At 70.2% G+C, this 26,801-nt stretch carries 18 protein-coding genes; 11 read left to right on the top strand and 7 right to left on the bottom strand.

Translation table 11 applies throughout. The features are described 5' to 3' along the window. Nucleotides 1-3: 3 nt before the first annotated feature. The 3 genes from OG241_RS39045 to OG241_RS39035 all read left to right on the top strand — a co-directional run bounded on the left by OG241_RS39045 (nucleotide 4) and on the right by OG241_RS39035 (nucleotide 4,521). Nucleotides 4-1,665, top strand: a complete 1,662-nt coding sequence (locus tag OG241_RS39045; protein WP_405822347.1) for a M4 family metallopeptidase — start codon at nucleotides 4-6, stop codon at nucleotides 1,663-1,665. Nucleotides 1,666-1,834: 169 nt separating this feature from the next. After that, nucleotides 1,835-2,347, top strand: coding sequence for a DUF1990 domain-containing protein (locus tag OG241_RS39040; RefSeq protein ID WP_405822345.1), 513 nt, complete (start codon nucleotides 1,835-1,837; stop codon nucleotides 2,345-2,347). A 179-nt stretch (nucleotides 2,348-2,526) separates the two neighbouring features. Beyond that, a complete protein-coding gene (locus OG241_RS39035; RefSeq protein WP_405822343.1) occupies nucleotides 2,527-4,521 on the top strand; it encodes a protein kinase domain-containing protein in 1,995 nt (664 codons plus the stop codon). A gap of 9 nt (nucleotides 4,522-4,530) precedes the next feature. On the opposite strand, the gene glgP is transcribed toward OG241_RS39035, so the two are convergent. Beyond that, nucleotides 4,531-7,173 carry an alpha-glucan family phosphorylase gene (gene glgP / locus OG241_RS39030; RefSeq protein ID WP_405822341.1) on the bottom strand — a complete coding sequence of 881 codons (2,643 nt, stop codon included), beginning with the start codon at nucleotides 7,171-7,173 and terminating at the stop codon, nucleotides 4,531-4,533. Between the two features lie 261 nt (nucleotides 7,174-7,434). Between glgP and OG241_RS39025 the strand changes: the two genes are divergently transcribed. From OG241_RS39025 to glgB, 5 genes are all read left to right on the top strand, one after another. Continuing rightward, a complete protein-coding gene (locus OG241_RS39025; protein WP_405822340.1) occupies nucleotides 7,435-8,652 on the top strand; it encodes a S8 family peptidase in 1,218 nt (405 codons plus the stop codon). Nucleotides 8,653-8,901: 249 nt separating this feature from the next. Then, entirely contained in the window at nucleotides 8,902-11,106 is a 2,205-nt protein-coding gene (locus OG241_RS39020; RefSeq protein ID WP_405822338.1) for a maltotransferase domain-containing protein, read from the top strand. Continuing rightward, nucleotides 11,103-12,866 (top strand): maltose alpha-D-glucosyltransferase, encoded by a 1,764-nt coding sequence (gene treS / locus OG241_RS39015; RefSeq protein WP_405822337.1) that lies wholly within the window; start codon nucleotides 11,103-11,105, stop codon nucleotides 12,864-12,866. Before OG241_RS39020 ends, treS begins: the two co-directional genes overlap by 4 nt. 123 nt (nucleotides 12,867-12,989) lie before the next feature. Then, complete coding sequence (locus OG241_RS39010) at nucleotides 12,990-14,453, top strand: maltokinase N-terminal cap-like domain-containing protein (RefSeq protein WP_405822336.1); 1,464 nt, start codon at nucleotides 12,990-12,992, stop codon at nucleotides 14,451-14,453. Nucleotides 14,454-14,517: 64 nt separating this feature from the next. Next, a complete protein-coding gene (gene glgB / locus OG241_RS39005) occupies nucleotides 14,518-17,082 on the top strand; it encodes a 1,4-alpha-glucan branching enzyme (RefSeq protein ID WP_405822335.1) in 2,565 nt (854 codons plus the stop codon). A gap of 291 nt (nucleotides 17,083-17,373) precedes the next feature. Here glgB and OG241_RS39000 read toward each other — a convergent pair whose 3' ends face one another. The 4 genes from OG241_RS39000 to OG241_RS38985 all read right to left on the bottom strand — a co-directional run bounded on the left by OG241_RS39000 (nucleotide 17,374) and on the right by OG241_RS38985 (nucleotide 22,093). After that, nucleotides 17,374-18,798 (bottom strand): cytochrome, encoded by a 1,425-nt coding sequence (locus tag OG241_RS39000; RefSeq protein ID WP_405822333.1) that lies wholly within the window; start codon nucleotides 18,796-18,798, stop codon nucleotides 17,374-17,376. 108 nt (nucleotides 18,799-18,906) lie between these two features. After that, nucleotides 18,907-21,147, bottom strand: a complete 2,241-nt coding sequence (locus OG241_RS38995) for a HelD family protein (RefSeq protein ID WP_405822331.1) — start codon at nucleotides 21,145-21,147, stop codon at nucleotides 18,907-18,909. Nucleotides 21,148-21,335: 188 nt separating this feature from the next. Continuing rightward, nucleotides 21,336-21,650 (bottom strand): thioredoxin family protein, encoded by a 315-nt coding sequence (locus tag OG241_RS38990; protein ID WP_405826679.1) that lies wholly within the window; start codon nucleotides 21,648-21,650, stop codon nucleotides 21,336-21,338. 14 nt (nucleotides 21,651-21,664) lie between these two features. After that, on the bottom strand, nucleotides 21,665-22,093 hold the full coding sequence (locus OG241_RS38985) for a MerR family transcriptional regulator (RefSeq protein WP_405826678.1): 429 nt from the start codon (nucleotides 22,091-22,093) through the stop codon (nucleotides 21,665-21,667). A gap of 181 nt (nucleotides 22,094-22,274) precedes the next feature. Here OG241_RS38985 and OG241_RS38980 point away from each other — a divergent pair, with 181 nt between their 5' ends. Both OG241_RS38980 and OG241_RS38975 read left to right on the top strand, forming a co-directional pair. Then, nucleotides 22,275-23,291: an NAD-dependent epimerase/dehydratase family protein gene (locus OG241_RS38980; protein WP_405822329.1), complete on the top strand. Its 1,017-nt coding sequence runs from the start codon at nucleotides 22,275-22,277 to the stop codon at nucleotides 23,289-23,291. A gap of 61 nt (nucleotides 23,292-23,352) precedes the next feature. Then, nucleotides 23,353-23,853 (top strand): ASCH domain-containing protein, encoded by a 501-nt coding sequence (locus OG241_RS38975; protein ID WP_405822328.1) that lies wholly within the window; start codon nucleotides 23,353-23,355, stop codon nucleotides 23,851-23,853. Nucleotides 23,854-23,921: 68 nt separating this feature from the next. Here OG241_RS38975 and OG241_RS38970 read toward each other — a convergent pair whose 3' ends face one another. Then, complete coding sequence (locus tag OG241_RS38970) at nucleotides 23,922-24,521, bottom strand: maleylpyruvate isomerase family mycothiol-dependent enzyme (RefSeq protein WP_405822326.1); 600 nt, start codon at nucleotides 24,519-24,521, stop codon at nucleotides 23,922-23,924. Nucleotides 24,522-24,619: 98 nt separating this feature from the next. Between OG241_RS38970 and OG241_RS38965 the strand changes: the two genes are divergently transcribed. Then, nucleotides 24,620-25,066: a MarR family winged helix-turn-helix transcriptional regulator gene (locus tag OG241_RS38965; RefSeq protein ID WP_405822324.1), complete on the top strand. Its 447-nt coding sequence runs from the start codon at nucleotides 24,620-24,622 to the stop codon at nucleotides 25,064-25,066. Here OG241_RS38965 and OG241_RS38960 read toward each other — a convergent pair. Next, entirely contained in the window at nucleotides 25,047-26,744 is a 1,698-nt protein-coding gene (locus OG241_RS38960) for an MFS transporter (protein WP_405822322.1), read from the bottom strand. The genes OG241_RS38965 and OG241_RS38960 overlap by 20 nt on opposite strands. Nucleotides 26,745-26,801: the final 57 nt, after the last annotated feature.

Below are 26,801 nucleotides of genomic sequence, written 5' to 3'. Positions count from 1 at the left end.
CGCGTGACCCCCCTCTACGCGCGTCACAAGCGCACCACCCTGGCCATCGCCACCGCCGTCGCGGCCGGGGCACTGCTCACCACCGGTCTGACCACCGGTGCCTCCGCGGAGAGCGAGCCGGCCGGCACCACGGCCAGAGTCTCCGCCGTTCCGATGACGCTCTCCCCCGCCACGCGCACCGCCCTCATCAAGGAAGCGGCCGCCGAAGCCCCGGCGACCGCCACCGAGATAGGCCTCGGCGCCAAGGAGAAGCTCGTCGTCCGTGACGTCATCAAGGACGCCGACGGCACGCTGCACACCCGCTACGAGCGCACCTACGCGGGCCTGCCGGTCCTCGGCGGCGACCTCGTCGTGCACGAGAACGCGGCCGGCACGACCCGCAGCGTGACCAAGGCGCAGAAGGCGGCCATCAAGGTCACCGACCTGACCCCCGAGGTCACCACGGCCGCCGTCGAGAAGCAGGCCGTGACGCTCGCCAAGAAGGCCGGTTCCAGCAAGTCGGCGGCGTCCAGCGCCCCCCGCAAGGTGATCTGGGCCGCCTCGGGCACCCCGACCCTCGCCTACGAGACCGTCGTCGGCGGCCTCCAGGAGGACGGCACCCCGAACGAGCTGCACGTCATCACCGACGCGGCCACCGGCAAGAAGCTCTACGAGTTCCAGGGCATCGAGACCGGCACCGGCAAGAGCCTGTACTCGGGCACCGTCTCCCTGAGCACGACGCTGTCGGGCTCGACGTACCAGCTGACCGACGGCACCCGCGGCGGCCACAAGACGTACAACAAGACGCACGGCACCAGCTCGTCGGCCGGCACGCTGTTCACCGACGCCGACGACACCTGGGGCACCGGCGCGGCCTCCAGCTCCACCACCGACCAGACCGCGGCCGTCGACGCCGCGTACGGCGCGCAGGTGACGTGGGACTTCTACAAGTCGACGTTCGGCCGCAGCGGCATCAAGAACAACGGCGTCGCGGCGTACTCCCGCGTCCACTACGGCAACGCGTACGTCAACGCGTTCTGGGACGACAGCTGCTTCTGCATGACGTACGGCGACGGCGACGGCAACACGCACCCGCTGACCTCGCTGGACGTGGCCGGCCACGAGATGACCCACGGCGTCACCGCCAACACGGCCGGCCTGAACTACTCGGGCGAGTCCGGCGGCCTCAACGAGGCGACGTCCGACATCTTCGGCACGGCCGTCGAGTTCTACGCGGCGAACAGCTCCGACGTCGGCGACTACCTCATCGGCGAGGAGATCGACATCAACGGCGACGGCTCGCCGCTGCGTTACCTGGACAAGCCGAGCAAGGACGGCGGCTCGAAGGACTCCTGGTCCTCGACCCTCGGCAACCTCGACGTCCACTACTCGTCGGGCCCGGCGAACCACTTCTTCTACCTCCTGTCCGAGGGCAGCGGTGCGAAGACGATCAACGGGGTCAGCTACAACTCCCCGACGTCCAACGGCTCCACGGTCACGGGCATCGGCCGCGCCAAGGCCGTCCAGATCTGGTACAAGGCGCTGACCACCTACATGACGTCGACGACCAACTACAAGGGCGCCCGCACGGCGACCCTGTCGGCGGCCTCGGCCCTGTACGGCGCCAGCAGCACGGAGTACGCGGCGGTGAACGCGGCCTGGGCGGCGGTCAACGTCACGGCGTGACGCTTTACGCATGACACGTGCCGCGCGGTGTGAGCGGCGGGTGAACGAGTGACCGGCGGGGCGGTACCCGGAACGAAGGCATTTCCGGGGACCGCCCCGTCGTACGTGTGTCCACATCCCGCACCCCGCCGCACGGCGACCCTCACCCCCCGCCCTACCCTTGGGTCCCATGTCCTTCACGTACGCGGAGGTCGGCGCGACCCGCGAGCGCGGCTTCCGTTGTCCGCCCGGCTTCCGCCCCATGCATGTACGCACCCGCATCGGCGAGGGCGAGGCGGTCTTCCGGCGCGCCGCCGAGGCCGTCCTCACCTGGGAGATGCACCGCGCGATGGGCGTGGGCATCGACGCGACGTCCGAACGGGCGGCCCAGGACGTCGATGTCACCGTCACCCTCGCCGGCGTCATAAAGGCTCCCTGCCGCGTGGTCTGGACGGTGGAGGAACACCGCCGCGCCGGCTGGGCGTACGGCACGCTGGCCGGCCACCCGGAGTGCGGCGAGGAGTCCTTCGTCGTGGACCGCACGGGCGACGGCACGGTGTGGCTGACCATAAGCGCGTTCAGCCGCCCCGCGAAGTGGTACGCCAAGGCGGGCGGCCCGGCGACGCGCGGGTTCCAGCATGCCTACGCGCGGCGCTGCGGGACGGTACTGCGGCGGCTGTGCGGGGAGTTCGGCGAGGACTGAGAGAGTACTGAGAGAGGACTGCGAAGGGCGGGCCGGGCCGAGTTGGGGCGAGCCGGGCTCGAACCCGACTGACGGCTGCGCGAATTCCTGGCCGCAGAACCGGCCCAACTCCCCGTTTCGCACAGGTGTGCTGCGCTAATCTCTCGGTCACACGTGCCACGCGAGAGACCAGGGCCCACATGCCACCCCAGCACCGCAGCCGCACCGAAGAGATGGCCTACGCGGCGGCCGGTATGGAACCGCCTCCCGTGGTCCCGCTGCGGAAGAACGATCCCAGACAGGCCGGCCCGTACCGCCTCGAGTCGGTGCTCGGCAGCGGCGGCATGGGACGCGTCTATCTGGGCCGGGACACCACCGGCGGGACGGGTCCGGCCGCCGTGAAGGTGATCCGGCCCGAGTACGGCGAGGACCCGCTCTTCCGGAAGCGTTTCGAGCGGGAGGTCGGCGCGCTGGACAGCATCCGGGGCGCGCACATCGTGCGGCTGCTGGGCAGCGGCTGTGACGAGGACCTGGTCTGGGTCGCCACCGAGTACATACCGGGGCCCACCCTCTCCGAGGTCGTCGACGTGCGCGGGCCGATCGACCCGGCGGCGGCCTGGCGGCTGCTGGCCGACGTGGGGCGCGCGATCGAGGCCATCTGGGAGGCGGGGCTCGTCCATCGCGACCTCAAGCCGTCCAACGTGATCCTTGGTGCCGACGGCGCCCGCGTCATCGACTTCGGCGTCGTCCAGGCCCCCGGCGGCACCGCGATCACCGCCACGGGCCAGAACGTCGGAACTCCCGCCTACATGTCCCCGGAACAGGCGAGGGGCCACGAGGTGACCGCCGCCTCCGACGTCTTCTCGCTGGCGTCCACCCTGACGTACGCCGTCACGGGGCACGCGCCGTTCGGTGAGGGGACGGGCGTCGACGTCCTTTTCGGGGTGGCCTTCGAGTCGCCCCGCGAGGAGATCCTCGACCAGGTGGCGGACGTCGACGCGGAACTGGCCGCGTTCATCCGCACCTGCCTGGACAAGGATCCGGAGAAGCGCCCCCTGCCGGAGACGGTGTTCAGGACGGCCATCGGGCATCAGCTGGCGACGCCGTCGCCAGCACCATCACCTTCGCCCAGGAACAGGCCCAGACCGAAGGCCCTTCCCCCAGCGGCGTCCCCGGCCGCCGAACCCGCCACTGCTCCCCCCTCTCCCGTCGCTCCCGCCACGCCCCCTGGGCGCGGAAACCGCAGGAAATGGGCGGCAGTCGCTGTCGCCGTGACCGTGGTCCTGGCCGTCGGCGGCGGCATCACCCTGGCGCTCCTGCAAAAGGACGACGACCGGACATCGACCGCCACGGGCACCGGCACAGGAACAGGCACCGGCACGTCGGCTGTCCCGGAGCCGGAGCCGTCCCCGCCCCCGACGGGGACCGCGTCCGCTTCCCCGGGCAAGTCGGCCGCGCCCACCCCCTCGAAGTCGGACGACGGAGCACCGCAGAGCAAGCCGATCCCCGCGACCGACCGGAACCCCGCCACCCTGGACCTCCGGTCCGCCACCTGCCCCTCGGAGCTCGCGTCGGGCTCCGACGGCAACTGCGTCAAGGCGCTGCAGCTGCTCCTCGTCGGCCATGGTCTGTACGTCACGGTGGACGGCCGGTTCGGGCAGGAGACCCTGGCCGCGGTGAAGGCCTTCCAGGCGGAGGCCGGGATCACCGTGGACGGCAGGGTCGGCGCCCAGACCAAGGAAGCCCTGTACGCCACGGCACGCGGTCCGATCCGCTCCGGCGCGCTGACCGTGACGGAGACCGTCAACGGCGCGTCGGTCGCCCGCTGCCTCGACTCCCGGGACGGCCTGACCGTCGGGGTGTGGACGTGCAAGGGCACATCCACCCAGAAGTGGGCCCTGTACCGAGTGCCGGGCCCGGCCTCCACCTACCTCGTCGTCAACCAGGGCAACCACCACTGCCTGGAGGCCGACGCGGGCACCGCCGCCCAGAACGGCCAGAAGATCCGCGCCGGCGCCTGCGACGGCCTGTCCGCCCAGCACTGGCAGCCCGGCAACGCGGGCGGCCAGACACTGGTCAGCGTCCCGGACGGCTTCTGCCTGGACGCGGAGGCCGCCACGTCCGGGCAGGAGGGCCGGGTGGTACAGGGCTGGAGCTGCTCGGACAACGGCAACCAGGCGTGGAACTGGTCCTGACGAGACACGTCACCGCATCAACACCCCAGCCCCCTCCCCCAGTTCCTCCGAAGGCACCGCCACCAGCCCCATCTCCGCGCTCGACGCCAGCAGTCGGTGCGCCGGCAGGATCCGCACGGTGTAGCCGTAGGGTCCCGTCCGGTGCAGGGACAGTGGGCCCTCGTACTGCCAGTGGCCCTCCGGGTCCGGGCCGCCGACCGCCTTCAGGGGGACCGTCGTCGCCTCGGTGATGCTGTCCTGCGAGTCGACCCGGCCCGAGACCGCCTGGACCTCGACGTCGTCCGGGGCCAGTTCGCCCAGGCCCACCCGTACGCGGAGCGAGAGCGTGCTGCCCAGTTCCGCCGTCAGGGCGGGCGCGGTCGCCGCCGAGGTCTCCACGTGGTCGACGGTCACCGTGTGCCAGGCGGAGCGGACCCGGGACTTGAAGGTCGCCAACTCCCTTGCCGTGTCCGGGGTCATGGTGCGGTGGGCGCGGGCCGCGGGGGCGTACAGGCGCTCCACGTACTCGCGGACCATCCGGCCGGCCAGGACCTTCGGACCCAGGTGCGTGAGGGTCTCGCGGACCATCTCGATCCAGCGGTCGGGCAGGCCCGTCTCACCGTGCTCGTAGAAGCGCGGGGTGACCCGCTGTTCGAGGAGGTCGTACAGGGCCGCCGCCTCCACGTCGTCGCGGTGGTCGGGGTCGTTGCCCGCGACGCCGTCCGCCGTGGGGATCGCCCAGCCGAACTCCGGCCGGAACCATTCGTCCCACCAGCCGTCCAGGACCGAGAGGTTGAGACAGCCGTTCAGCGCCGCCTTCATACCGCTCGTCCCGCACGCCTCCAACGGGCGCAGGGGGTTGTTGAGCCAGATGTCGCAGCCGGGGTACAGCTTCTGCGCCATCGCCATGCCGTAGTCGGGGAGGAAGACGATGCGGTGCCGGACGCGTGGGTCGTCCGCGAAGCGCACCAGTTCCTGGATCAGCCGCTTGCCGCCGTCGTCCGCCGGGTGCGCCTTGCCCGCGATCACGATCTGGATGGGGCGTTCGGGGTGCAGGAGCAGACCGAGGAGACGGTCGCGGTCACGCAGCATCAGGGTCAGGCGTTTGTACGAGGGGACACGGCGCGCGAAGCCGATGGTCAGGACGTCCGGGTCGAGCACTCCGTCGATCCAGCCCAACTCCGCCGTACCCGCGCCGCGTTGACGCCAGGACGCCCGCAGCCGTTCCCGTACCTCCACCACCAACTGGTCGCGCAGGGACCGTCGTAGCGCCCAGATGTCCTGGTCGGAGATGTCCGCGACCGCGTCCCACCGGTCCGAGCCGCCCACCGTCAGCGCGTCCTCGGTGCGTTCGGCGCCGAGCTGGCGGGCACCGAGCCTGAGCACCTCCGGTGCGACCCAAGTGGGCGCGTGCACACCGTTGGTGACCGAGGTGATGGGCACCTCGGCGGGGTCGAAGCCCGGCCACAGTCCCGCGAACATCTCCCTGCTCACCTGGCCGTGGAGAAGGGACACACCGTTCGCCTGGCGTCCCAACCGCAGCCCCATCACCGCCATGTTGAAGAGGTTCGGCTCGCCGCCCGGGTAGGTCTCCATGCCCAGGCTCAGCACGCGTTCCACGTCGATGCGCGGGAGTTCGGCGTCGGGGCCGAAGTGGTGGGCGACCAGTTCGCGGTCGAAGCGGTCGATGCCGGCCGGGACGGGCGTGTGCGTCGTGAAGACCGTGCCCGCGCGGACCGCCTCCAGTCCGGCGTCGAAGTCCAGCCCCTCGTCGCAGAGTTCGGCGATCCGCTCCAGGCCGAGGAAGCCCGCGTGGCCCTCGTTGGTGTGGAACACCTCGGGGGCGGGGTGGCCGGTGAGGCGGCAGTACGTCCGGACCGCGCGCACTCCTCCTATGCCGAGCAGCATCTCCTGGAGCAGCCGGTGTTCGCTGCCGCCGCCGTACAACCGGTCCGTCACGCCCCGTTCGCCGAGGTCGTTCTCCTCGACGTCCGAGTCGAGGAGCAGCAGCGGTACGCGACCCACCTGGGCCAGCCAGATCCGGGCCCGCAGCGACCGACCGCCGGGCAGGGCCAGGGAGACGTGGGCCGGGGTGCCGTCGGGTTCCTTGAGGAGGGTGACGGGGAGTTCGTTGGGGTCGAGGACCGGATAGTGCTCCTGCTGCCAGCCGTCCCGGGAGAGGGACTGGCGGAAGTAGCCGTGCCGGTACATGAGTCCGACGCCGATCAGCGGTACGCCGAGGTCGCTGGCCGACTTCAGATGGTCCCCGGCGAGGATGCCGAGCCCGCCGGAGTACTGCGGCAGGGCGGCCGTGATACCGAACTCGGGGGAGAAGTAGGCGACGGCGGCGGGTAGTTCGGCCCCCTGGGTCCGCTCCTGCGTCTGGTACCAGCGGGTGCCGTTGACGTAGTCGTTCAGGTCGTCGGCGACCGCGGCGAGGCGGCGCAGGAAGTGATGGTCCTCGGTGAGTTCGGTGAGCCGCTCGGGCGGGAGACTGCCGAGAAGCCGTACGGGGTCGCAGTCCGAGTCGGTCCAGCGCTCGGGGTCGACGGACTGGAAGAGCTCGCGGGTCTCCGCATGCCAGGACCAGCGCAGATTGCGGGCCAGATCACTGAGCGGCCGGAGCGGCTCGGGGAGAACGGGACGGACGGTGAACCGACGGATCGCCTTCACATTCCACCTCGGTGGTCGTGCGTGATGTATCAAACCTGTACATACCGGTACGCACGGCCATGTGCGTCCCGTCATCATCCCCTTGACGGTATCGGGGTGGGAGCGCGGGAACCATGGCGCGTATTGCGCGCCCCCGGTGCGGGCCGGGTCCCGATATGGCCGATTCCCTCCCCGCAGGCCGTCTTGTGACAGTTCGCCCCGCACGAGAGGCTGCCCGGAAGGCCGCCGGGCGTTGGCGGCCGGGGAGGGGGAACTCCAACCATGAAACGGACGCGTGCACGTACCAGACGTTCGCGCTGGGCGGCGGGCCTGACCGCGGCGATCACAGCCGCCGTCCTGTCGGTCACCGCTCCCGCGCAGGCCGCCCCGGAGGGGCGCATAGCCGGCGCCGGTGAACCCGGTTCCGTCGACGGAAGCTACCTGGTGACACTCAGGGAAGGGACGGCGGCCTCGTCGGCGGACGGCAGGAGACTCGCCGCGAGCTACGGGGCGAGAATAGGCCACATCTACAGCACCGCCCTCAACGGCTACGCCGTACAGGCCGACGAGACCCAGGCCAGGCGTCTGGCGGCGGACCCCCGCGTGGCCTCGGTCTCCCAGGACACCCGGATCACGTACGACGGAGCCCCCGAACGCGCCCCGCAGGACCCGCCGTCCTGGGGCCTGGACCGGATCGACCAGGCCGGGCTGCCGCTCGACGACACCTTCACCTCGCCGGCTTCGAAGGGCAGTGGCGTCACCGTGTACGTGATCGACACGGGCGTCCGTATCTCGCACAAGGACTTCGGGGGGCGCGCGAGTTACGGCTGGGACTTCGTCGGCGACGACCGGTGGGCCGGTGACGGGAACGGGCACGGTACGCATGTCGCGGCGACGATCGCAGGCACGACCTTCGGCGTCGCGAAGAAGGCCAGGATCGTCTCCGTACGTGTCCTCGATGATGCGGGCGGCGGTACGACGGCGCAGGTCATCGCGGGTATCGACTGGGTGACGAGACACGCCAGAAAGCCGGCGGTCGCCAATGTGAGCCTCGGCGGCAACCACAACGCCCCACTCGACGCGGCCGTACGCAACTCGATCGCGTCCGGCGTGACATACACCGTCGCGGCCGGGAACGAAGGGCAGCGGGCGGGGGATTACTCGCCCGCCGACGTCAGGGAGGCGATCACGGTCGGCGCGACCGGGCGGACGGACGCCCGGGCCGACTTCTCGAACTGGGGCCCGGCTCTCGACCTGTTCGCCCCGGGCGTCTCGATCATCTCGGCGTCATATGCCGACGACACCGGACGGGCGGTCTACTCGGGTACGTCGATGGCGGCGCCGCACGTGGCGGGCGCGGCGGCCCTCTACTTGGCGGAACGACCGAAATCCCGTCCGGCCCAGGTCGCCAGGGCGCTGACGACTCTGGCGACGCCCGGGAAAGTCTTCGACAAGAGAGACGGTTCACCGAACAAACTCCTGCGGATACCGCTGCCCTAGGAGCTCTGTGCCGTCTTCGGCCCCGTCCACCGGACGGGGCCGACCTCGTTCCCCGACCTGGCTGATCCTGGGTGCAGACATACGCGTGAGTAGTTAGCAAAGTGCCGGATTGCCTACCCGAATAGGGTGGGAAGGCTCCCTCGGTACACGACCCAGGAACACCGCACAGACACACCAGCCAGGCACAGCCAGCAGGACACCCTCCCCACATCCATCCGCCCACCCACGTTGACGCGGACAGGAGCGGTCATGCCCGCCACGCACCACTCGTCAGCACCACCGACACCCACCTCCGGCACAGCACCGATACCCAGGGCGGACACCGCCGTCCCGCCGGCCACCCCGGAGCCACCCACTCCGGCCCCGGCACCGGCGCCCTCCCCCACCGCCGCGCCGCCGGTCTCGGCCAAACGCCCGGCCCCGGTCTCGGCCCCGCCGCCTCCGCAACCGCTCCCCGTCACCGGGGGCACCGCGGTCGGCCGTATCCCCGTCCTGGACGTCCGTCCGCTCGTCATGGGCGGGCGCCGTCCGGCGAAGGCGGTGGTCGGGGAGGCCTTCGAGGTCTCGGCCACCGTCTTCCGCGAGGGCCACGACGCCGTCGCCGCCAACGTCGTACTCCGCGACCCGAAGGGCCGGACCGGCCGCTGGACGCCGATGCGTGAACTGGCCCCGGGCACCGACCGCTGGGGCGCCACCGTCGAGGCGGACGCGCCCGGCGACTGGACGTACACCGTGGAAGCGTGGGGCGACCCGATCAGCACCTGGCGGCACCACGCGGGCATCAAGATCCCGGCCGGGATGGACACGGAGCTGGTGCTGGAGGAGGGCGCGCAACTCTACGAGCGTGCCGCCGCCGGCGTACCGAAGAACAAGGGCAAACGGGATGTGCTCCTGGCCGCCGTCGAGGCCCTCCGGGACGTCGGACGCCCGGCTCCCGCCCGGCTGTCAGCGGCCCTCACCCCCGCCGTCGACAAGGTGCTGCGCAGGTATCCGCTGCGTGAGCCGCTCACGTCGAGTGAGCCGTTGGCGCTGACGGTGGAGCGGGAGCGGGCCCTGTACGGGGCGTGGTACGAGTTCTTCCCGCGGTCCGAGGGCACGCCGGAGCAGCCGCACGGCACGTTCCGCACGGCGGCGCGGCGGTTGCCCGCGATCGCCGCGATGGGTTTCGACGTCCTCTACCTGCCCCCCATCCATCCGATCGGGCGCACCTTCCGCAAGGGGCCGAACAACACCCTGTCGGCGTCGGCGCAGGATGTGGGGGTGCCGTGGGCGATCGGTTCGGAGGCGGGCGGTCATGACGCCGTGCATCCGGAGCTGGGGACGCTGGAGGACTTCGACTTCTTCGTGGCCGAGGCGGCCCGGCACGGTCTGGAGGTGGCGCTGGACTTCGCGCTGCAGTGCTCGCCGGACCATCCCTGGGTGCAGAAGTATCCGCAGTGGTTCCATCACCGCCCGGACGGGACGATCGCGTACGCGGAGAACCCGCCGAAGAAGTACCAGGACATCTATCCGATCGCCTTCGACGCGGATCTGCCGGGTCTGGTCGCGGAGACGGTGCGGGTGCTGCGGCACTGGATGGGTCACGGGGTGCGGATCTTCCGGGTCGACAATCCGCACACCAAACCGGTCGTCTTCTGGGAACAGGTGATCGCGGAGATCAACGGCACCGACCCGGACGTGATCTTCCTGGCGGAGGCGTTCACCCGGCCGGCGATGATGCACGCCCTGGCCCAGGTCGGCTTCCAGCAGTCGTACACCTACTTCACCTGGCGTACCGGCAAGGGCGAACTCACCGAGTACCTGACCGAGTTGTCCGGTGAGGCAGCCGCGTACATGCGCCCGAATTTCTTCGTCAACACGCCGGACATCCTGCACGAGTACCTTCAGCAGGGCGGACGCCCAGCCTTCGAGGCGCGAGCCGTGCTGGCCGCGACACTCTCCCCGACCTGGGGCGTGTACAGCGGCTACGAACTGTGCGAGAACACCCCGCTGCGCGAAAGCAGCGAAGAATACCTGGACTCCGAGAAATACCAACTGCGTACCCGTGATTGGGAGTCCGCAGAGCGTGACGGACGTAGCATCGCGCCATTGATAGCCACGCTCAACGCGATCCGGCGACGCAGTCCGGCCCTGCGGCAGTTGCGTGATCTCCACTTCCATCACGCGGACCAGGAGTCGGTGATCGTCTATTCGAAGCGCCGGGGATCGAACACGGTTCTGGTGGTCGTGAACCTCGACCCCCACCACACCCAGGAGGCGACGGTCTCGTTGGACATGCCGCAACTCGGCCTGGACTGGCACGAGCCCGCGTCGGTGCGCGACGAGCTCACCGGCGAAACCTACGAATGGGGCAGGACGAATTATGTGCGCCTGGAACCGGGTACTCGCCCCGCGCACGTTCTGACCGTCCTGCGACCGTCCACCCCGCAGATCGGAGGGTCACCCACCACATGATCGTCAACGAGCCTGTTCCGGACACCTTCGAGGACACTCCCGCCAAGGACCGGGACCCCGAGTGGTTCAAACGCGCCGTCTTCTACGAGGTCCTCGTCCGCTCCTTCCAGGACAGCAACGGCGACGGCATCGGCGACCTCAAAGGTCTCACCGCCAAACTCGACTACCTCCAATGGCTCGGCATCGACTGCCTCTGGCTCCCCCCCTTCTTCAAATCCCCCCTCCGCGACGGCGGCTACGACGTCTCCGACTACACCGCCGTCCTCCCCGAATTCGGCGACCTCGCCGACTTCGTCGAATTCGTCGACGCCGCCCACCAACGCGGCATGCGCGTCATCATCGACTTCGTCATGAACCACACCAGCGACCAACACCCCTGGTTCCAGGAATCCAGAAACAACCCCCAAGGCCCCTACGGCGACTACTACGTCTGGGCCGACAAAGACGAACAATACCCCGACGCCCGCATCATCTTCGTCGACACCGAAGCCTCCAACTGGACCTTCGACCCCATCCGCAAGCAGTACTACTGGCACCGCTTCTTCTCCCACCAACCCGACCTCAACTACGAAAACCCCGCAGTCCAGGAAGAAATCCTCTCCGCCCTCAAATTCTGGCTCGACCTCGGCATCGACGGCTTCCGCCTCGACGCCGTCCCCTACCTCTACCAGGCCGAGGGCACCAACTGCGAAAACCTCCCCGCCACCCACCAATTCCTCAAACACGTCCGCAAAGAAATCGACACCCACTACCCCGACACCGTCCTCCTCGCCGAAGCCAACCAATGGCCCGAAGACGTCGTCGACTACTTCGGCGACTACGCCACCGGCGGCGACGAATGCCACATGGCATTCCACTTCCCCGTCATGCCCCGCATCTTCATGGCCGTGAGGAGGGAGTCGCGCTACCCGGTCTCCGAAATCCTCGCCAAAACCCCCGCCATCCCCTCAAACTGCCAATGGGGCATCTTCCTGCGCAACCACGACGAGCTCACCCTCGAAATGGTCACCGACGAAGAACGCGACTACATGTGGGCCGAATACGCCAAAGACCCCCGCATGCGCGCCAACATCGGCATCCGACGCCGCCTGGCCCCCCTCCTCGACAACGACCGCAACCAGATCGAACTCTTCACCGCGCTGCTGCTGTCGCTCCCCGGGTCCCCGATCCTCTACTACGGCGACGAGATCGGCATGGGCGACAACATCTGGCTCGGCGACCGCGACGCCGTCCGCACCCCCATGCAATGGACCCCCGACCGCAACGCGGGCTTCTCCTCCTGCGACCCCGGCCGCCTCGTCCTGCCCACGATCATGGACCCCGTCTACGGCTACCAGGTCACCAACGTCGAAGCCTCCATGTCGTCCCCGTCCTCGCTCCTGCACTGGACCCGGCGCATGATCGAGATCCGCAAACAGAACCCCGCCTTCGGCCTCGGCTCCTACACCGAACTCCCCTCCTCCAACCCCGCCGTCATCGCCTTCCTGCGCGAGACCACCCTCGCCGAGGACGGAGTCGACGACCTGGTCCTGTGCGTCCACAACTTCTCCCGCTTCGCCCAGCCCACCGAACTCGACCTGCAGGCCTTCAACGGCACCCACCCCGTCGAACTCATCGGCGGAGTCCGCTTCCCCGCCATCGGCGAACTCCCCTACCTCCTCACCCTCGCAGGCCACGGCTTCTACTGGTTCCGGCTGCGCAAGGACGCGACGGACACCAAGGACGTCAGGGACGCCAAGGTCACCAAGGACGCCGGGTAGCACCCGGTCGTACCTGGACACGTACAAGGTCGTACGTGCCGAACCCCGGCGGGCCGGTTTCTCTCGTCCCGCCCGGGGCACGCATCAGTCACACTCCGCCCCACGGGGAAAGGACGCGACGCCATGTCGGAAGCCGCCACCCGCTCCGCCACGACAAGTCCGGACCTCCTCGCGTCCCTCGAACCACTGCTGCGCGAGTGGCTGCCGAGACAGCGCTGGTTCGCCGGCAAAGGACGCCCGGTCACCGACTTCTCCCTGGTGGCGGCCACCGAACTGCTGCCCGTCACCGCGCAGTCGGGCCTGTACCACCTCCTCGTACGCGCCCATCAGCCCGCGTTCCAGGGCCCGGGAGACTGCTACCAGCTCCTCATAGGCGCGCGCGAGGCGCTGCCGCCCAGGCTGGCGCCCGCGCTGATCGGACACGTGGACCGCGGCCCGCTGACCGGACGGACGGTGTACGACGCCCTGTACGACGCCCGGCCCGCCGAAGTGCTCCTGGAGGCGATGCGCACCCGGGCGCGGATCGGCGCCCTGCGCTTCGACCGGGACGGTGACGGTGACGGTGGCGACAAGGGCGGCGCCGGGACCGACGGGGAAGGCGACATACCGGCGGGGCTGGCGGCCCGGATGGTGACCGCGGAGCAGTCCAACTCGTCGATCGTCTACGGCGACACGTTCATCCTGAAGCTGCTCCGCAGGGTCGCACCGGGCGTCAACCCCGACCTGGAACTGCCACTGGCGCTGGCCCGCGAGGGCTGCCCACGGGTCCCGGCCCCGGTGGCGTGGATCTGCGCCGAGCCCGCCGGGACGACCGGCCTCGATCCCGATCCGGATCCTGACGTGGAGACGAGCGCCGAGGACCATTACGTACTCGGCGTCCTCCAGCCCTTCGTGCGGGGTGCCGCCGACGGCTGGGAGCTGGCGTTGCGCGAGCTGGCCAAGGGGGAGGACTTCAGCGCGGAGGCGCGGGCGCTGGGGCGGGCCACCGCCGAGGTGCACATGGCTCTCGCCTGCGCGCTGCCCACGGTGACCATGGGCCACGCGCAGCTGAGCCCGCTGGTCGACGGCATGATCGAACGCCTGGACGCGGCGGTCCAGGCGGTACCCGCACTCCACCCGTACGCGCCCGGCCTGCGCTCGGCCTACGAGGCGCTGGCCGACCTCGCCGCCGAGGGCCAGACCTGGACGGCGCAGCGTATCCACGGTGATCTGCACCTCGGACAGTGCCTGCGTTCGCCGTCCGGGGAGTGGTCGCTGATCGACTTCGAGGGCGAGCCGTCCAAGCCCCTCGCGGAACGGCGGCTGCCTCAACCGGCGGTGCGGGACGTCGCGGGCATGCTCCGCTCGTTCGACTACGCGGCCCACTCGCTCCACCCCCGGCTGCCCGACTGGGCGGCGGTGTGCCGGGCCGCGTACTGCACCGGGTACGCGGAGACCGGCGGCCGGGACCCGCGTACCGATCCCGTACTGCTGCGGGCGTACGAGACGGACAAGGCGGTGTACGAGGTGGTGTACGAGGCACGGCACCGCCCGGACTGGCTTCCGGTACCGATGTCGGCGATACATCGCCTGGCCGCACCCGACTGACCCCGCCGTCACCCCGGCCCGCGTCACCTATCCCGCCCTGCCTCACTCCGAAAGGCCCCCGCCAGTGACCCCGCACTCCCCGTCCAGCGGCTCGAAGAACCCGAAGAAGAAGACGTCCGCGAAGAAGGACCCCGGGAAGAAGGCCGCGAAGCGGGCAGCCAAAGAGGCCGCGAAGGAGTCGGTGAAGAAGTCAGTGGAGAAGTCAGCGAACGAGTCGGAGACCACACCGGAGACAGAGCCGATGACGGAGCCGAGCCCGGTGACGAAGCCGTCAGCCTCTCACCCCGTCGAGACCGCGCCGGCCGAGGTCACTCCCGTCGAGGTCACTCCGGTCGAGGTCGTTGCGGCCGAAGTCGTTCCAGTCGAGGTCACTCCGACCGAAGCCGCTCCGGTCGAAGCCGCTCCGGTAATCGAAGCCGCTCCGAAGAAGACCGAGCTGCTCCCCTCCCCCGCCCTGGACGCCGCCGACCGTGAACGGCTGCTCGCTGGCACGCACCACGACCCGCACTCCGTCCTGGGCGCGCATCCGCTGCCCGGCGGGGTCGCCTTCCGGGCGCTGCGTCCCTACGCCGACTCGGTGACTGTCGTGGCCGGGGATCTGCGGGCCGACCTGCACGCCGACGGGGACGGTTTCTTCTCGGGCGCGCTGCCCCTGCGGGGTGTCCCGGAGTACCGGCTCGTCATCGCGTACGAGGGGCAGGTGCAGGAGACGGAGGACGCGTACCGGCTGCTGCCCGCGCTGGGTGACCTGGACCTGCATCTGATCGGCGAGGGCCGGCACGAGGAGCTGTGGCGGGCACTGGGCTCGGTGCCGATGACCCACCAGGGCGTCACCGGCACCCGTTTCGCCGTCTGGGCGCCGAACGCGCGCGGAGTGCGGGTGATCGGGGGCTTCAACTTCTGGGACGGTACGGCGTATCCGATGCGCTCCCTCGGCGGCACCGGGGTGTGGGAGCTGTTCGTGCCGGGGGTGGGCGAAGGCGAGCTGTACAAGTTCGAGATCACGCGCGCGGACGGCTCGAAGACGCAGCGCGCGGACCCGATGGCCCGCCGGACCGAGGTCCCGCCCAACACGTCGTCCATCGTGACCGCTTCACACCACGAGTGGGACGACGCGGAGTGGCTGGCACGCCGGGCGGAGCTCCCGCCGCACGAGGCCCCGATGTCGATCTACGAACTCCATCTGGCGTCCTGGCGACCAGGCCTGACGTACCGTCAACTCGCTGACCAACTCCCCGCCTACGTAAGGGACCTGGGCTTCACGCACGTGGAGCTGATGCCGGTGGCGGAGCATCCCTTCGGCGGCTCGTGGGGCTACCAGGTCACCGGGTTCTACGCGCCCACGGCCCGGCTGGGCACCCCGGACGACTTCAAGTACCTGGTGGACGCCCTCCATCGCGCGGGCATCGGCGTACTGATGGACTGGGTCCCGGCCCACTTCCCGCGCGACGACTGGGCGTTGGCCGAGTTCGACGGGCGCCCGCTGTACGAGCACGAGGACCCGCTGCGTGCCGCCCACCCCGACTGGGGCACCCTGGAGTTCGACTTCGGCCGCCGAGAGGTCCGCAACTTCCTGGTGGCGAACGCCGTTTACTGGTGCCAGGAGTTCCACATAGACGGCCTGCGGGTCGACGCGGTCGCCTCGATGCTCTACCTGGACTACTCGCGCGAGCCGGGCCAGTGGACACCGAACGAGCACGGCGGCCGGGAGAACCTGGACGCGGTCGCCTTCCTCCAGGAGATGAACGCGACGGTGTACCGGAGGGTCCCGGGAGTCGTGACGATCGCCGAGGAGTCGACGGCGTGGGACGGCGTCACCCGGGCCACGCACCACACGGGCCCCGGCGGTTTCGGCGGCCTGGGCTTCGGCCTGAAGTGGAACATGGGCTGGATGCACGACTCGCTCGGCTACGTCCAGCACGACCCGGTCCACCGCAAGCACCACCACCACGAGATGACGTTCTCCATGGTGTACGCGTACAGCGAGAACTACGTCCTGCCGATCTCGCACGACGAAGTCGTCCACGGCAAGGGTTCCCTGGTGTCGAAGATGCCGGGCGACTGGTGGCAGCAACGGGCCACCGAGCGGGCGTACCTGGCCTTCATGTGGTCCCACCCCGGCAAGCAACTCCTCTTCATGGGCCAGGAGTTCGCCCAGGGCGCGGAGTGGTCGGAGGCCCATGGTCCCGACTGGTGGCTGCTCGACCCCGCGTACGGCGCGGAGGCGGACCACAGGGGCGTACGGGACCTGGTCCGCGACCTGAACACGGTGTACCGGGACACCCCGGCCCTCTGGCAGCTGGACACGCAGCCCGCGGGCTTCGAGTGGCTGGTCGGGGACGCGGCGGAGGACAACGTCTTCGCCTTCGTCCGCTACGACGCGGAGGGCACGCCACTCCTGTCGATCAGCAACTTCTCCCCCGTCGTCCGCGCCGACTACCGCATCGGCGTCCCGGACACGGCCCCCGCCTGGCACGAAACCCTGAACACGGACGCGTCCCGCTACGGCGGCGCCGACATCCACAACCCGGACCCCCTCAAGCCCGACCCCCAGCCCTGGCACGGCCGCCCGACCAGCATCCGCGTAACCCTGCCCCCACTGGCAACGGTGTGGCTGCGCCCGGCGTAGCCCCTGAGCGAACACCGACCCACATTCCCAGCCCCAGCCGCACCTTTCCAGCCCAGGCCCGCACCCCCAGCCCGTCCGGCGCTTGAGGACAAGGCCCGTTCAGGGCCGACTTCTTTCCCGCCCACCCGCCCCCACCGCATCTACAGCACAGGCCCGCATTTCCAGCCCGTCCGGCGCTTGAGGACAAGGCCCGTTCAGGGCCGGAGCGGGGGTCTGGGGGCGCAGCCCCCAGGGACAGGATGGGACGGGTAGGGGCGGCGGGGGCGAAACCACACCCCGCCCACCCCCACCTCACCTCCCCCCGAACATCAACCTCCGCAAAGCCCCCAACAACCCCTTCACCTGCCCGTCCTCACCGGACCCCACCATCTCCTCCGACAGCACCTCTCCAGCCCCGACTCCAGCACCCCCCGACCCCACCCCACCCCCACTCCCCCGCCCACTCAGCTCATACCGAACAGGCAACAACCGCAGCCCCCGCACCACCGGCCCCGCCCGCCACGGCAACTGGTCCGCCGGCAACGTGAGTTCGGCCTTGGCCAGGTGGTCGAAGATGCGCCCCACCGCCGTGCTCACGATCATGCCGCCCAACTCCCGCGCCGCACTGGGACACTGATGCGGCCCGGCCCCCCACCCCAGATGCGCCCGCGTGCTCACGGCCGACCCGACCAGGTGGGACGCCCCGATCGCCATCAGGTCCCCGTGCGCCGCCGCGGCCGACGGCGACACGATGTCCCCGGCCCGGATCCAGAACTTCCCCAGCGCCACATCGCGCGCGGCGAACCGGAAGCACATGTTGGCGACCGGCGGATTCGCCAACGCCGCCCGGTTCACGGTCTCCCCGAGCTGCCCGGCCGACAGACTGCGCCGCACGGTCGCGTTCCCACGGAGCACCTCGAGCAAGGTGTTGAGGACCATGTTCCCGGTGATGTCGTTCAGGTACACGGCGTTCATGAACAGCTCACGCCCCAACTGCTCGTCCGACAGCTCCGGGTCGGCCAGCAGCATGTACGACGTCAGGTCGTCCCCGGGCCGCGCCCGCCGATGCGCTGCCAGCCGTGTCATCGCGGCCAGCGCCCGTCCCGTGGCCGGCCCGGCGTCGGGTCCGCCGTCCAGCATCCGCCACAGGTCCATGACCAGCTCGTCCCCGAGCTCGACAGGGCACCCGAACAGCTTGGTGGTGACCATCAGGAGCAACGGCCGCGTGTACTGGGCCCCGAGGTCGGCGAAGCCCACCGTGCCCGACTCGGCCGCCAGCACGGCGATCAGCTCGTCGGCGTACCGCGCGACCGTCGCCCGCAGCTCCCAGCCCTGCGGGGTGTGCCCGTCCTGGAAGGGCCGCAGCGCCGTGTGATGCGTGTGCCGGGCGGCGAGATGCTCCTCGTCGTCCATGAACATCGTCTGCCGTACCTCGTAGCCCGCGAGCAGCGGCCAGTCCGGTGGCAGCCGGCCCTGCGCCCGGGCCCGCCAGTAGCGCACGTCCCGCCGCCACACACTCTCGTTCCGCAGTACCTCCAGCACCTCGCGGTAGTCGAGAACCAGCCACACCGGTACGCCCATCAGCCCCACCGGCGCCACAGGTCCGTAGGTGCGCCGCAGTCGCGCGTAGACCCCGCCGGGGTCGGCGTCGAACTCCGACGTCAACAGCGGTTCCACGGGCAACGACTCGAGCGTCGGACTGTCGGCCGGTGCGGTCGCGAACGGATGGGCTTCCATACGCACACGCATACCGCACCGGCCGCGCACCTGCGGTGACCATGGCGCGAACTGTTACGTCTTGGTTACCCTGGGTGTGCGCGATCCGCCGGTGTTCACGGCCCGTCGTCAGACCCCCTCGGCGCCGGCGGCCGCGGCCAGCGCTCCCGGCAACTTTCCCCGGTGCAGCACGCCGACGCGCTGCGTGGCCCGGGTGAGTGCCACGTACAGGTCGCTCGTGCCGAACGCCCCGGGTTCCACCACCAGTACGGAGTCGAATTCCAGCCCCTTGGCCTGCCGGGGGTCGAGCAGCACGACGGCCCGCGTGAGATCGGGCTCCGCTCCCGCCTCCACGTCGTCCAGCCGTGCCGCCAACTCGCCGTGCAGTTCGCGCGGCGCGATCACGGCGAGCCGCCCCTCGACGGGCGCCAGCTCGCGGGCCGCCTTCGCCACGGCTCCCGCGAGGTCGTCGTCCTCCACGGCCCGCACCCAGGGCCTGACCCCGGTCGACCGTACGGATTTCGGCGGCTCGAAGTCCGACCGTTCCGCCCTGACGACGGCCGCCGCCAGGTCCATGATCTCGGCCGGGGTCCGGTAGTTGACGCCCAGCCGAGCGTGCTCCCAGCGGTCCTGGACGTACGGCGCGAGGATGTCCTCCCAGGCCCCGACCCCGCCCGGCTCGGCGGTCTGCGCGGGATCGCCGACCAGCGTCATCGACCGGGTCGGGCTGCGCCGCATGAGGAGCCGCCACGCCATCGGCGACAGCTCCTGCGCCTCGTCGACGATGATGTGGCCGAACGCCCAGGTCCGGTCGGCCGCCGCCCGCTCGGCGGCGCTGCGCAGATCGTCCTCCTCGTGCCGCTCGGCGAACCGCTCCGCGTCGATGATGTCGTGCGCGGACAGCACCTCGGACTCCTCCGCGTCCAGGTCCTCGAACTCATACGTACGGGACGCGTACGACACGTCCAACACGCCCTGTGCGTAAGCGACTTGGTTGCTGCGTTCGCGCTCGGCCCGCGCCCGGGCGACCCGGTCGTCCTCGCCGAGCAGCTCCGCCGCCTCGTCGAGCAGCGGTACGTCGGCTGTCGTCCAACTGCGGCTCACGGGACGCCTGATGGCATCCGCGTCGGCCTCGGACACGTATCCCTCGGGCGCGGCGAGGAAGTCCGCGACCAGTCGCCGTGGGCCGACACGGGGCCACAACTGCTCGATGGCGGCCCAGACTTCGCGGTTCTCGGCCAGGTCGTCGCGGATCTGTGTGATGTCGCTGGGGTCGAGGAGGTTGCTGCCGTCGTAGGGGTCGGTGCCGATGCGCTCGGCCACCATCTCGGTCAGGGTGTTGAGGATGTGCCCCTCGAAGTGTTCGCGGGCGACGTTGTGCGGCAGTTTCGCCTCGCGCGTCCGCTCCCGCGCCACGCTCACCAGCCCGGCGTCGAGCATGAGGATGTCTCGGTCGTGCTCGATGGCGATGACGGGGTCGGGCAGCCCCTGCCGGTCCCGTACGACGGCTGCCAGCGCGTCTGCCATCTCGGCCCGCCCCTTGACGGCGGCGGCCCGAGCCGTGTCGGCGGCGGTGGCCTTCACGCCCGGGAACAGCTCGCCGACGGTCGCCAGCAGCACCCCGGTCTCACCGAGGGAGGGCAGCACCTCGCCGATGTAGCCGAGGAAGGCGGGGTTGGGGCCGACGATCAACACGGCCCGCTTGGCGAGGAGTTCGCGGTGTTCGTAGAGGAGATAGGCGGCCCGGTGGAGCGCGACGGCGGTCTTGCCGGTGCCGGGCCCGCCCTCCACCACCAGTACGCCTCGATGCGGGGCACGGATGATCTCGTCCTGCTCCGCCTGGATGGTCTGCACGATGTCGTTCATCCGGCCGGTACGGGCGGAGTCGAGCGCGGCGAGCAGTACGGCGTCGCCGGAGGGGTCCTCGTAGCCGGTCCGCGTCTCGTCGCCGAGGTCGAGGATCTCGTCGTGCAGTCCGGTGACGCGCCGCCCGTCCGTACTGATGTGGCGACGCCGGCGCAGCCCCATCGTGGTGTGCCCGGTGGCGAGATAGAAGGGCCGGGAGACCTCGGCCCGCCAGTCGATGAGCATCGGGGTGCGCTCGGCGTCGTCGGCACGCAGTCCGATACGGCCGATGTGGTGGGTGACACCGGAGGTGAGATCGATCCGCCCGAAGCAGAGCGACCCGTCGACGGCGTTCAGCGCGGCGAGCAGGCCCGACCGTTCAGCGACGAGCACGTCCCGTTCGAGCCGCGCCTGCATCGGCGTACTGCCCTGCGCGAGCGCGTCCGTGACGGAGTGCTCGGTGTCGCCGCGCAGGGCGTCGACGCGGGCGTATAGCCCGTCGACGAATTCCTGCTCACTCCGCAATTCATCGTGAGTTGATTCCGTGTTTGCGCCCCTGTTTGACAATTCCGCTCCCGCTCGGATATACTCTGCTCATCGACTTCTCGCGACCCGACTTCCATAAAGTCGCGAACCATTGAATATACGCAAAGAAATCCCCCGAGCGCAATCGCTCGGGGGATTTCTTTTGTCGGTTCACGGCTCTGTGTGCGTCAGAGTACGTCGGACAGCTCCTCCAGCAACCGTCGTTTCGGCCGCGCCCCCACCATCGACCGCAGCGGCTCCCCGCCCCGGAACACCATGAACGTCGGCATGGACAGGACCCGGTACGCGTTCGTCGTCAGGGGGTTCAGGTCCACGTTCAGCTGGACCACCTTCAGCCGGTCGGACTCCTCCGCCGCGAGGGCGCTCAGTACGGGAGCCATCTGCCGGCACGGCGGGCACCAGTCCGCCGTGAACTCCACCAGGACCGGTAGCTCGGCCCCGATCACCTCCGCCTCGAAGTCCGCGTCCGTCACCTCGGCCACACCCGCCGCCTTGATCATCGCGTCCGTCCTCCCCACTCGCATTCCGGTTCCGGACCGCCCGGAACCGTCGCCTCGGCCGCCAACGCGTCGCGCGCCCGCTCGGCCCGCGTGAGCTGTTCGCCGACCTTCGCCCGTACCGACTGCAACTCGCCGATCAGCGCGTCGAGCTCGTCCAGCTTGCGGCGGTAGACGGCGAGTGACGCGGGACAGGAGTCGCCCTCCGGGTGGCCCGCCCGCAGACAGTCCACGAAGGGCCGCGTCTCCTCCAGGTCGAACCCGAAGTCCTGGAGCGTCCGGATCTGCCGGAGCAGCAACAGGTCGTCCTCGTCGTAGGCGCGGTAGCCGTTGTCCGTGCGCCGCGCGGGCAGCAGCCCACGCGACTCGTAGTACCGCAGGGTCCGTGTGGTGGTCCCGGCCCGCGCCGCCAGCTCGCCGATTCGCATGCCGATTCGCATGGGTACGAACGTAGTCCTTGACGCCGACGTCAAGGCAAGACGAGGCACGGCAAGGCCGGATCGAGTCGGTCCAGTCCAGTCCGGTGGCAGCGGCTTTCCTGCCACAGGGGAGGATGTCTCGTGCGTCAGGACAATTATGATCACGAGGTCCGCAACGGGGAGGATCATCATGCGCGACGTATTGGTCATCGGCGGCAACCGCTATTTCGGAAAGCGACTCATCGACCGGCTGGCAGCCGCGGGAGACCGGGTGACCGTTCTCAACCGGGGCTCCGCGCCCCCGCCCGCCGACGTAATTCACCTTGTCGCCGACCGCGACGACGAGGCCGCTCTGAATTCCGCTCTCGGCGACCGTACCTTCGACGTCGTCGTCGACCAGGTCTGCTACACACCCCGCCAGGCGGCGATCGCCCGGCGCGTCTTCGGCGGCGGCCGGACCCGCCGCTATGTGATGACGTCCACGGTCGAGGTGTACGAGTACGAGGACTCCCTCGTCTACGAGGACACCGTCGTCCCCGTGCGCGAGGACGCCGTCGATCCGCTCACCGTCCCGATCCGTCTCGAACTCCCCTGGCACAAGCCGGAGTTCCGCGAGACGCACTACGGCGAGGGCAAGCGCCAGGCCGAGGCGGTCTTCGCTGCGGACGGCGCCACCGGCGATTCCCCCGACGCGGGCGACCACGGCACCGCTGCGGCCGACGGTACGAAGTTCCCGTACACCGCCGTACGCGTGGCCCATGTCCTGGGCGGGGCCGACGACTTCACCGGCCGGCTCGACCACTACGCCCAGCGCATCCGTACCGGCACACCGATAGCCGTACCGCCCGAGAACCGGCCCGCGACCTACATCCATGTCGAGGAGATCGCCGACTTCCTGTTCTGGGCGGTGGGCGAGGAGTTCACCGGGCCGGTCAACGCCGCGTCCCACGGCCTGCTGACCACCGAGGAGTTGTGCGCGGCCGTGGCCCGGCACATCCCGCGCGGCAGAACCGTTTTCCAGAACGTCGACGTCGGCAAGGTCTCCCCGTTCTCCTTCGCGCGCTCGTACGGCATGGACAACTCCCGCGCCACCGAACTCGGGTTCACCTTCGGCCACGTACAGGAGTGGCTGCCCCGGGCCGTCGCCGAGACCCTGGGCGCGGACACGGGGACGGACACCGGAACAGGCGCGGGGCCGGGCCGGTGACGTGCGGTTCGGCGCGTAATTGCCGTGCCCGGAAAGGGGGTCTCGCCCTACCGTGATCCCCATGACGACCACCGAGCAGCCGCCGCAGCCCGTGAATCGCCCGACGCCCGAGACCCTCTCGACGACCGAGGGGCTTCCCAAGGCCCAGTTCGCGTTTCCCGGTCCCCTGCGCGACCAGCTCGTCGCCGCGATCCTGGACGGTTCGAAGACGTCCACGACCGGGCTCGTGGTCGACTACGAACACGAGGGTGAGGCTCTGCCGGAGGTCGGCGGCCGTTCGGTGGTCGTCGACTCCGGGGACCGGCCGGTCGGGATCATCGAGATCACGGGCGTACGGGTCGTTCCGCTGGCCGCGGTGGATCTCGCCCACGCACTCGACGAGGGCGAGGGGTACAGCGACGTGGCCGCCTGGCGGGCAGGTCACGAACGGTTCTGGCACAGCGCGGAGATGCGGGCGGCACTGGACGACCCCGGGTTCACCGTGACCGACACGACCCTGACGGTCCTGGAACGCTTCCGCCTCGTGACCGACCTTCGCGACACGGACTGGACTTCCCCCTGACGGCCTCGCACCCTCCGCCCCTACGTAGTCGAGCCCTCGCGAACCGCAGGCCGACGGCGCCCGGGGCCTCAGACAACCCTGTCCTGTCGCCCCGTCAGCAGAAGCAGCAGTTCAGAGATCGGCCCCCGAATCTCCCCGCCCGTCTCCCCCCGCGTCCACTCAATGTCCGTAGCGACCAGCCGCGCGTCCGGCAACGGCCACGGGCGCGGCGGAAACCGCATCGTCCACACCCGGTCGGCCGCGTCCCGCGCCGCCGCCAGAGGCATCACGCGCTCCCTGCCCAGCGCCAGGGCGATGTCCTGGCCGTGGACGAGAATGTCGATGAGAGGTTCGCGGCGGGTCGTACTGGGCGCCAGCCGACGCGACCCGATCGTCGAGCGCAGGTTGGCGACGATCTCCTCCACCGGCAGCCGGGCCTCCTGGACCGCCGTGTCGTGGATCATCCGGTCGACGTTCCCCCGCGCGCGGACGAACTCCCGCGCCACCGTTGCGTACGACGTACGCGCCGCGATGGTCAGATGAGCGGCCACGTCCCGTACGCGCCAGTCACCGCACCGGGTGGGCCGCTCCCAGTCCGCCGCGCTCAATCGCGCGAGCAGCTTCACCAGGCTCGCCCGCTCGGCATCGATCACCTGCCAGCGCTCGTCCGTCTCCAGTACGACACCCATGGGGATCACCGCCGACTCAAGTGGTAAGCTTCTCTGACCAAATTAGTCAGGGCATCTGACCAATGTCAAGCCGGAGAAAAGTGAGGAGTGTGTCGGCCATGACCGCCTCGGCCGAGAGCGAGCTCAATACCGGGCTCCTCCTGTTCATCCCGTACCGGGCGCTGGAGGGCCGTATCTTCGCCGTGCTCGCCGAGGCCGGCTTCGACGACTTCACGCCCGCCCAGGCCCGAGTGCTCCAGCGCGTCGGCCCGGACGGCACCCGCCTCACCGAACTCGCCGAACGGGCCCAGGTCACCAAGCAGACCGCCGGGTTCCTGGTCGACCAGCTGGAGAAGGCGGGCTATGTGACACGGGAGCCGGACCCGTCCGACAGACGGGCCCGGCTGGTGTGTCTCGCGGAGCGGGCGCGGGCCGCGCAGCCCGTCGCCGCCGAGGTGGTGGCCGAGGTGGAGGCGGAGTGGGAGGCCCACCTCGGCAAGCGTCGGATGACTCAACTCCGCGAGGCGCTCACGCTGTTGAGGGAGATCACCGACCCGTACGCGTGAGCGCGGGCGACTCGGCCGGTTCTACGGCGACTTCGACACCGGGCTCCTCGGCCGTCTCGGCCGTCTCCGCCGTCTCCTCCTCCGTGCGCCCCTTGCCCGGCAGCAGCACAGCGACCAGTACCGTCCCCACGCCCAGGATCACCGCGCCGACCAGGCTGGTGTGGGCGACCGCGTCCGAGAAGGACGAGCCGACCGCTTCCGCCATCTGGCGTGCCCCCTGGGCGAGTTGGCCGGCCTGCGCCTTCAACTCGGCCGCCTGTTCCGGCTTCCCGGCGCTCGCCGCCTGCGACGCCTGTGCCGCGAGCTGCTGGGCCCGTTCGCCGATCGCCTGGGCCACCTGGTAGCCCGCGCCGACCGAGTCCTGGGCCTGGTTCAGGGCGCCCGCCGGCAGCTTGCTGCCGTTCGTCGCGTCGGTGAGGTGCTCGCCGTACGACGTGGCGAGCAGGGAGCCGAGGATCGCGATGCCGAGCGAGCCGCCCAGCTCCAGCGAGGTGTCGTTGACCGCGCCGCCGACGCCGAGCTGCGACTCGGGGAACGAACCCATGATGGCGTCCGTGCACGGGGAGAGGGCGAGGCCGATCGCGAGGCCGAGGATGACGAGAGGGGTGACGAAGGTCCCGTACGACGAACCGGAGTCAACCTGCGAGAGCAGTGCGAGAGCCGCCGTGCCGCCGACCATGCCCGCCGTGACCGTGACCTTCATGCCGACGCGCGGGGTGAAGTAGCCGGTGAGGGCCGAGCCGACGAAGACCGCGCCCGCCAGCGGCAGCATGCGCAGGCCGGTGTCCAGGGCGTCGTAGCCGAGCACGAACTGGAGGTGCTGGGTCAGGTAGTAGAACGCGCCGAAGACCGCCAGGAAGAACAGGGCGACCGCGAGGTTCGAGCCGGCGAACCGGCGCTGCGTGAAGCGGCGTACGTCGAGGACCGGGCGCGGGTGACGCAGTTCCCACGCCACGAAGAGGATCAGACCGAGTCCGGCCGCGACCGCCGCCGTGATCGCCTTGACGCCCCAGCCGAAGTGCGGTCCTTCGATGATCATGTAGACGAGCGAGCCGATCCACACGACCGACAGCAGGCCGCCGACGTAGTCGATCCGGTCGCCGTGGCCCGCCTTGGACGGCGGTACGAGGACGAGGGCCCCGACGATCGCGAGTGCGGCGATCGGCACGTTGATCAGGAACGTCGAGGCCCAGCCGTGGTTCTCCAGCAGCGCGCCCGCGACCAGCGGACCGGCCGCGATGGCGAGGCCGGCGGTGGCGGTCCACAGGGTGATCGCCTTGGCTCGTTCGGCGCGCGGGAAGGTCGCGGCGAGGAGGGAGAGCGTCGCAGGCATGATCAGCGCGGCGCCCACGCCCATGACGGCACGGGCCGCGATGACCCCGGTGGCCGAGCCGACCAGCGAGCCCGCCACCGAGCCACCGCCGAAGACGAGCAGGCCGAGGACGAGCGCCCCGCGCCGGCTGTACTTGTCGCCGATCGCGCCGAGCAGCAGCATCAGCGCCGCGTACGGGACGGTGTAGCCGTCGATGACCCACTGGAGGTCGGCGCTGGACAGACCCAGGTCCTGGGTCATGTCGGGGGCCGCGACGGTGAGGGCGGTGTTCGCCATCACGATGATCAGCAGGCTCAGGCAGAGCACGAGCAGCGCCCACCAGCGCCGGGCGTAGGGGGCCTTCATCCCCTCGACGGGTTCCGTACGGACAAGTCGTCCGAGTCGTCCAAGTTGTCCGAGCCG

Source organism: Streptomyces sp. NBC_01390, from assembly GCF_045040105.1.
In the GTDB taxonomy this organism is placed as follows: Bacteria; Actinomycetota; Actinomycetes; order Streptomycetales; family Streptomycetaceae; genus Streptomyces.
The sequence above is the reverse complement of the archived record's forward strand: the minus strand, read 5'-3'. Positions and strand labels throughout refer to the sequence as shown.

What these genes read in the sequence shown, in the direction of transcription:
- OG241_RS39040 (WP_405822345.1), top strand. Translation starts at nt 1,835, where the DNA reads ATGTCCTTCACGTACGCGGAGGTCGGCGCGACCCGCGAGCGCGGCTTC.
- OG241_RS39035 (WP_405822343.1), top strand. Translation starts at nt 2,527, where the DNA reads ATGCCACCCCAGCACCGCAGCCGCACCGAAGAGATGGCCTACGCGGCG.
- OG241_RS39025 (WP_405822340.1), top strand. Translation starts at nt 7,435, where the DNA reads ATGAAACGGACGCGTGCACGTACCAGACGTTCGCGCTGGGCGGCGGGC.
- OG241_RS39020 (WP_405822338.1), top strand. Translation starts at nt 8,902, where the DNA reads ATGCCCGCCACGCACCACTCGTCAGCACCACCGACACCCACCTCCGGC.
- treS (WP_405822337.1), top strand. Translation starts at nt 11,103, where the DNA reads ATGATCGTCAACGAGCCTGTTCCGGACACCTTCGAGGACACTCCCGCC.
- OG241_RS39010 (WP_405822336.1), top strand. Translation starts at nt 12,990, where the DNA reads ATGTCGGAAGCCGCCACCCGCTCCGCCACGACAAGTCCGGACCTCCTC.
- OG241_RS39000 (WP_405822333.1), bottom strand. Translation starts at nt 18,798, where the DNA reads ATGGAAGCCCATCCGTTCGCGACCGCACCGGCCGACAGTCCGACGCTC.
- OG241_RS38985 (WP_405826678.1), bottom strand. Translation starts at nt 22,093, where the DNA reads ATGCGAATCGGCGAGCTGGCGGCGCGGGCCGGGACCACCACACGGACC.
- OG241_RS38980 (WP_405822329.1), top strand. Translation starts at nt 22,275, where the DNA reads ATGCGCGACGTATTGGTCATCGGCGGCAACCGCTATTTCGGAAAGCGA.
- OG241_RS38975 (WP_405822328.1), top strand. Translation starts at nt 23,353, where the DNA reads ATGACGACCACCGAGCAGCCGCCGCAGCCCGTGAATCGCCCGACGCCC.
- OG241_RS38970 (WP_405822326.1), bottom strand. Translation starts at nt 24,521, where the DNA reads ATGGGTGTCGTACTGGAGACGGACGAGCGCTGGCAGGTGATCGATGCC.
- OG241_RS38965 (WP_405822324.1), top strand. Translation starts at nt 24,620, where the DNA reads ATGACCGCCTCGGCCGAGAGCGAGCTCAATACCGGGCTCCTCCTGTTC.
- OG241_RS38960 (WP_405822322.1), bottom strand. Translation starts at nt 26,744, where the DNA reads ATGAAGGCCCCCTACGCCCGGCGCTGGTGGGCGCTGCTCGTGCTCTGC.